Source organism: Catenibacterium faecis, assembly GCF_014306455.1.
Taxonomy (GTDB): Bacteria; Bacillota_I; Bacilli_A; order Erysipelotrichales; family Coprobacillaceae; genus Catenibacterium; species Catenibacterium mitsuoka_A.
The window spans coordinates 1-6,447 of the sequence record NZ_JACRWG010000079.1; the positions used below are offsets into that span (position 1 = coordinate 1).

5 protein-coding genes and 1 pseudogene are annotated in these 6,447 nt (G+C 35.5%); 5 read left to right on the forward strand and 1 reads right to left on the reverse strand.

All coding sequences use genetic code 11. The annotated features are described in order from the left end of the window. The first annotated feature begins 107 nt into the window (after positions 1-107). From H8909_RS12060 to clpB, 4 genes are all read left to right on the forward strand, one after another. Entirely contained in the window at positions 108-269 is a 162-nt protein-coding gene (locus H8909_RS12060; RefSeq protein WP_238928290.1) for a helix-turn-helix domain-containing protein, read from the forward strand. A 457-nt stretch (positions 270-726) separates the two neighbouring features. After that, positions 727-921: a hypothetical protein gene (locus H8909_RS12065; protein ID WP_005423220.1), complete on the forward strand. Its 195-nt coding sequence runs from the start codon at positions 727-729 to the stop codon at positions 919-921. A 104-nt stretch (positions 922-1,025) separates the two neighbouring features. Continuing rightward, a complete protein-coding gene (locus tag H8909_RS12070; protein WP_106987477.1) occupies positions 1,026-2,243 on the forward strand; it encodes a tyrosine-type recombinase/integrase in 1,218 nt (405 codons plus the stop codon). Between the two features lie 206 nt (positions 2,244-2,449). After that, on the forward strand, positions 2,450-5,017 hold the full coding sequence (gene clpB / locus H8909_RS12075) for an ATP-dependent chaperone ClpB (RefSeq protein ID WP_187012997.1): 2,568 nt from the start codon (positions 2,450-2,452) through the stop codon (positions 5,015-5,017). Between the two features lie 133 nt (positions 5,018-5,150). Here the strand turns inward: clpB and tnpA are convergent. Next, a pseudogene (gene tnpA / locus H8909_RS13890) lies at positions 5,151-5,554 on the reverse strand (IS200/IS605 family transposase). Positions 5,555-5,632: 78 nt separating this feature from the next. Between tnpA and H8909_RS12085 the strand changes: the two are divergent. After that, the coding region (locus H8909_RS12085) for an RNA-guided endonuclease TnpB family protein (protein WP_187012998.1) at positions 5,633-6,447 on the forward strand (815 nt) is incomplete at its 3' end.

The window sequence follows — 6,447 nt, forward strand, 5'->3', positions numbered from 1 at the left end:
TAGACTCAAAGATCAGCTTCAATTCATAGTAGATGAAGACTAAAAAGACAATATAAGAATGTAGGAAAACCTACATTCTTATATTGTCCTAAACCTACATTTTTATATTGACTTTTGCATTCTATGAAGCCTACATATCAAAATGCTGTTTACGCCCGTTTTACGATGAATACGGCAACGTATACATTGTGGTTGATATGGAATTAAAGGGGCGTATCAGAGAAGCCCTTTTGAAAATGATATGTGAATTTGAAATAGACGAACATTAAATAATCTTTGAGCGGAGCATGATTTAACAAACTCCCCTCTTTCCTGTTCCGCTTTTTCTTGCCATTTTGTATCAGTCCATTTGTAAAAATGAATTGATACAGGCTGACAAGAGCCTAACAGTTCTTTGACAAGTGAATAAAGCAGTCAGATACGTTTGTGCTTGCAGTGAGCCATCAGAGGTTGTACGCCGTGACTTTTCCAATCGGGAGATAGCGATTCATGCAATGATCTGGGAGCGACCGTTGGAAAAGTCGTTCTGCCATGACCTGCAACACAGGATAATGATACACCCGTATGACACGGTTCAGCCCACAGGAATGGGAATGGTTGAGATACCAGCGGAGCTTGCCGAAGCCGTCTGATTGCTTGTAAAAAGCACATGGTAAAGGAGAGTGATACTTTTACTGGTGTGCAGAAAATGACGATAATACAGGTCGGTAAAAGGAGGACTGACAGATGAACAAAACAAAAGAAAGACCAACCTCACAGCCGATAACGGTAAATATAGATAAATTATCTGCAATGTTATCTTGTGGTCATGCTACTGCAAGAAAGATTGGAGAACAGGCAGGAGCAAAAATTGTGATTGGACGTAGGGTTCTTTATTCGGTAGAAAAAGTTAAAAATTACCTCTCATATCTGGAAGAATAACACCCTTTTTCATTTATGTTTCTTGTGATATATGGTATAATATTTACAGACATAACCACGTCATGAGAACAAAAAGAGGGCTATTACAGAAAGGAATGTTTCTCATGGCAAATAGCAGAAAAGACCATAAAGGAAGAAAATTAAGAGAGGGCGAAAGCTGGCGTAAAGATGGTAGATACAGTTACCGTTATACAGATATAAGAAGCGGAAAGCGTCTGACAGTATATGCAAGAGATTTACCGGAATTAAGGGAAAAGGAAAAGCAGATTGCAAAAGACTTGGAAGATAACATTTTAACGGATGGAGCAATCAAAAAACTTACTCTTAATAAATTGTTTGAAAGATATATGTCTACTAGGGAGCTGAAAGAATCCACTAGAGCAAATTATCTGAAAACATGGGAGAATCGTGTCAAAGATGAAATTGGAAACATCAAGGTTGTTCAGATTTTACCATCACACATCAAATCGTTTTACTCAAAACTTTCTAAAGCAGGATACGCATATTCTACAATAAAATTTATTAACAATATGATTTATCCGGCACTGGAAATGGCTGTTGATGATGATATTATCCGCAAAAATCCGGCAAAGTTTTCTATCAGTGATTATGGTAGACAGGCAGAAGAACGTATTGCCTTAACAGTTTTACAACAGGAAAAAATGCTGGAATTTGTGAAAAATAATCAAGTATACAATACCTATTATCCAATGCTTAGAATCATGTTAGGAACAGGTGTAAGGTGCGGAGAACTGATTGGATTGACTTGGGAAGATGTAGATGGCAGAACAAAAGTGGTAAGTATTGACCATCAGTTGATTTATAAAGATTTAGGAGATGGCTATAAATTCCATATTTCCACGCCAAAGACAGATTCTGGAATCCGAACTATCCCTATGACATCAGATGTACAAAGAGCATTTGAAGAACAAAAGAAATTAAACTTCATGCTTCAAAAAGGAAAAGATGTTGAGATAGATGGTTATAAAGGATTCATTTTTATGGCGAAGTCCGGCAGACCGCTCATGCCTAATGCGATAAACAATATCTTATATAATATTGTAGACGCATATAACAAAAAAGAAGTTCAAATTGCAAAGACTGAACATAGAAATGCTGAATTGTTACCAAAGGTATCTGCTCACATTATGCGACATACGGCTTGTACCAGAATGGCAGAAAAGAGGATAGACGTAAAAGTTCTTCAATATATTATGGGACACGCCCATATAGATGTAACAATGGACGTATATAACCATGTAAGTGAGATGTCCAGAATTGAGAGTGAAATCACAAGGCTGGAAAGCGTAGCAATTAGCTGACACCAAAAATAAAAAATTGGTGTCAAAATGGTGTCAAATCAAGAAAAAGTGATGATTATAAGGAAGAAAAAGTGTTGCAAACCTCGTAAAATCAAGGTTTGCAAAAAAAATCTCAAATAATTAGCACTCACCACTTGACAGTGCTAATAAAAGTGATATACTAGCATTAGCACAAGAGAAAGAAGAGTGCTAAAGGAGTGATTGCGATGAATGGTGAAAAATGGACAGAAGCAATGCAGGAAGCATTTGGACGTGCAGCTCAGAATGCGTTGGCTCTTAATCAACAGATTGTTGATGTTGAACATCTCATGTATGCATTATTAGAAGATAGTTCTGGTATTTTCTATAGAGTACTTACAAAACTTAATATCTCTATTCCAGAAGTACAGGATTTATTGAATGCGGAGATCAATAAGAAGCCAAGCGTTGGGCAGGTGACTCAGGATCAGCTTCGTTTAAGCTATGATCTCAATAGCTGGATTGCGAATGCTGAAAAAATTAAGACAGAATATAAAGATGACTATATGAGTGTAGAACATCTTATTATTGCATTATTTAATACGCAAAGCACCTTTATTAAAAACTTTGTATCTCGTTATAATTTAAATAAAAAAGAAGTTGAAAAAGTAATTAAGGAAATGAGAGGAGGACATAAAGTGGATACTCCAAACCCAGAAAATAATTATGAAGTATTAGAAAAGTATGGACGTGATCTTGTCAAGGATGTAAAAGATGGCAAGATTGATCCAGTTATTGGTCGTGATGAAGAAATTAGACGTGTTATTCAGATCTTATCACGTAAAACAAAGAATAACCCAATTTTGATTGGTGAACCAGGTGTAGGTAAAACTGCGATTGTAGAAGGACTTGCTTGGCGTATAGTTAAGAACGATGTACCTGAAACATTAAAAGATAAAACTTTATTTGAGCTTGATTTAGGTTCACTTGTGGCAGGTGCTAAATATCGTGGTGAATTTGAAGAAAGATTAAAAGCTGTCTTAAATGAAATTAAGAAGTCTGAAGGACAAATCATTATGTTTATTGATGAAATCCATCAGTTAGTTGGTGCAGGTAAGACAGATGGTGCTATGGATGCCGCTAACTTATTAAAACCAATGCTAGCACGTGGTGAATTACATTGTATTGGTGCAACAACATTGGATGAATATCGTCAGTATATTGAAAAGGATGCAGCCTTAGAAAGACGTTTCCAGAAGGTATTGGTACAAGAACCTGATATTGATGATACAATTGCGATTCTAAGAGGTTTAAAGGAACCATTTGAATCTCATCATGGTGTTCAGATCCAAGATAGTGCAATTATCGCAGCGGCTCATATGAGTGATCGATATATTACAGATCGTTTCTTACCAGATAAGGCAATTGACCTTATTGATGAAGCATGTGCTTCAGTACGTATGGAAATTGATTCTATGCCTGAAGAACTAGATACAATTACTCGTGATAAGAATCGTCTAGAAATGGAAAGAATCTCTATTGAAAAAGAAGATTCAACTGAAGATAACGAAAAGAGACTAGAAGAAATCAAAGAAAAAATTGCTTCTTTAAATGAAAAAATCGCTGGATTAACTGAACAATGGAAATCAGAAAAGTCTCAGGTGGATCATATCAAGGATTTAAAGAACCAAAAAGTACGTTTAGAAACACAGATGGCACAGTTTGAATCTCAGGGTAACCTAGAAGAAGCCTCTAAAATTAAATATCAGACTATTCCTGCTATTAATAAAGAAATAGAAGAATATCAGGCTAAAGAAAATGATGATGCTTTATTACAGGAAAAAGTCACTGTAGATACTATTTCTGAAGTTATCTCTAGATGGACTAATATTCCAGTTTCTAAGCTAATGGAATCAGAAAAAGAAAAACTATTACATCTTGAAGATATTATGAAGAAAAGAGTTATTGGTCAGGATGAAGCCATCACTAAAGTCACTGATGCAATACTAAGAAGCCGTGCTGGTATCAATGATGAGAATAGACCAATTGGTTCATTCTTATTCCTAGGTCCTACTGGTGTAGGTAAAACAGAAGTGGCTAAGACACTTGCTGAACAGCTCTTTGATAGTGAAAAGAATATCGTACGTATCGATATGAGTGAATATATGGAGAAATATAGTGTCTCTCGTTTATTAGGTGCTCCTCCAGGATATGTAGGTTATGAAGAAGGTGGACAGTTAACTGAAGCTGTGAGACGTGCTCCATATAGTATTGTCTTATTAGATGAAATTGAAAAAGCTCATCCAGATGTCTTCAATATCTTATTACAGATTCTAGATGATGGTCGTTTAACAGATTCTAAGGGTAATGTAGTCAGCTTCAAGAATACAATTATCATTATGACTTCTAATATTGGTTCTCAGTACTTGTTACAGGGTAACAATGAAGAAACACGTAAAGAAGTAGATAATGAATTAAAGATGCACTTCAAACCTGAATTCTTAAACCGTATTGATGAAATCGTTATGTTCAACTCACTTGATTCAAGTGTTGTTTATAAGATTATTGATAAGTTTATTCATGAACTTGAAGGTCGTCTAGAAGAGAAGAAGATTACTCTAGAAGTCACTGATGCAGCTGAAAACAGAATTGCACAAGATGCATTTGATGCCACATTTGGTGCACGTCCAATCAAGCGTTATATTCAGTCACATATTGAAACAATGCTTGCAAGAGAAATAATCAAAGGTACAATCCATGCCAACAGTCATGTAGTCATTGACTATGATAATGGATTTATAGCTAGAGAAGCATAAGTTGTTTGAAAGAAGATAGAACCCCCTCTATCTTCTTTTTCTTTTCATTGTTTCATAAATAAATCCTTTCGTTTGTCATAGGCGGAAACCCACTGCCTTTAGGCGGTGGGAGGAACCTCGTAAATCGTATTTATTATCCCTGACTTTCAATATATTTTTGTTTAGTTGCTGATGAGACTTCTCCAATGCTGCAAGCAAAATAACCATCTGACCAAAATGTTTTTTTCTTCGAATACTGTTTAAATAAGACCGTACTATCTTTTGCCATAAGTGGTATGTTGTTTCCTGCTTTACAATTTTGACAATATCGCAAACTCGATCTGCTGTATCGTAACTTAATAAGAAAGGCATATGGTCTTTGTCAGTTTCTATCGCAATAATTTCGTAGCCACGAGTATTAGCTATATCGAGAATCTCTTGTTTCACATCATCAGTAATAGAGCCTTTTAGTAGTTGCTTACGGTATTTGGTTACTAGAACTATATGTACTTTCAGACTGTATTTTTGTCTGTTATGACGATTGTATCTATTATCCATAGTTCGCCTCAAAATATAGATATTTTGCTATAAATTATATATAATATATAGTGAAATATCTATGAAAGGAGTACATCTATGGAACAGATGACTATTACAGCTAAAATTCAAATAATCGTTGCAGAAACAGATAAGGTTTTGCTTGATGAGACTATGTCTGTTTATCGTAATGCCTGTAATTATGTTTCAGACTATGTATTCCGCACTCATGACTTAAAGCAGTTTTCACTTAATAAAGCTTTGTATTCTACATTACGAGAAAAGTTTAACCTTAAATCGCAGATGGCTCAGTCTGTTTTGAAGACTGTTATCGCCAGATATAAGACCATTCTTAAAAATCAGAATGAGTGGATTAAGCCATCGTTCAAAAAACCTCAGTATGATCTGGTATGGAACAGAGATTATTCTTTGACTCAAAACTGTTTTTCAATCAATACACTTAATGGTCGTGTGAAGTTATCTTATTTTTCAGATGGAATGTCTAAGTATTTCAATCATACGATTTATAAGTTTGGTACTGCCAGACTTGTAAGTAAGCATGGTAAATACTATCTGCATATACCAGTTACCTATGAGGTTGAAGAAAGTAATATTTCTGACATCTGCAACGTTGTAGGTATTGACAGAGGTATTAACTTTGTTGTTGCAACTTATGACAGCAAACATAAGTCTGGATTTGTTAGTGGTAAAGCTATTAAGCAGAAACGTGCCAACTATTCCAAGCTTCGTAAGGAACTTCAAATGCGACATACGCCATCCTCAAGACGAAGACTGAAAGCTATCGGTCAGCGAGAAAACCGTTGGATGCAGGATATTAACCATCAGGTATCGAAGGCACTCGTTGAAAACAACCCAAAGCACACTCTCTTTGTATTGGAAGATTTGTCAGGTAT

Bases quoted from the DNA above. Each gene is read 5' to 3' on its own strand.
- clpB (WP_187012997.1), top strand. From the start codon at position 2,450: ATGAATGGTGAAAAATGGACAGAAGCAATGCAGGAAGCATTTGGACGT.
- H8909_RS12070 (WP_106987477.1), top strand. From the start codon at position 1,026: ATGGCAAATAGCAGAAAAGACCATAAAGGAAGAAAATTAAGAGAGGGC.
- H8909_RS12065 (WP_005423220.1), top strand. From the start codon at position 727: ATGAACAAAACAAAAGAAAGACCAACCTCACAGCCGATAACGGTAAAT.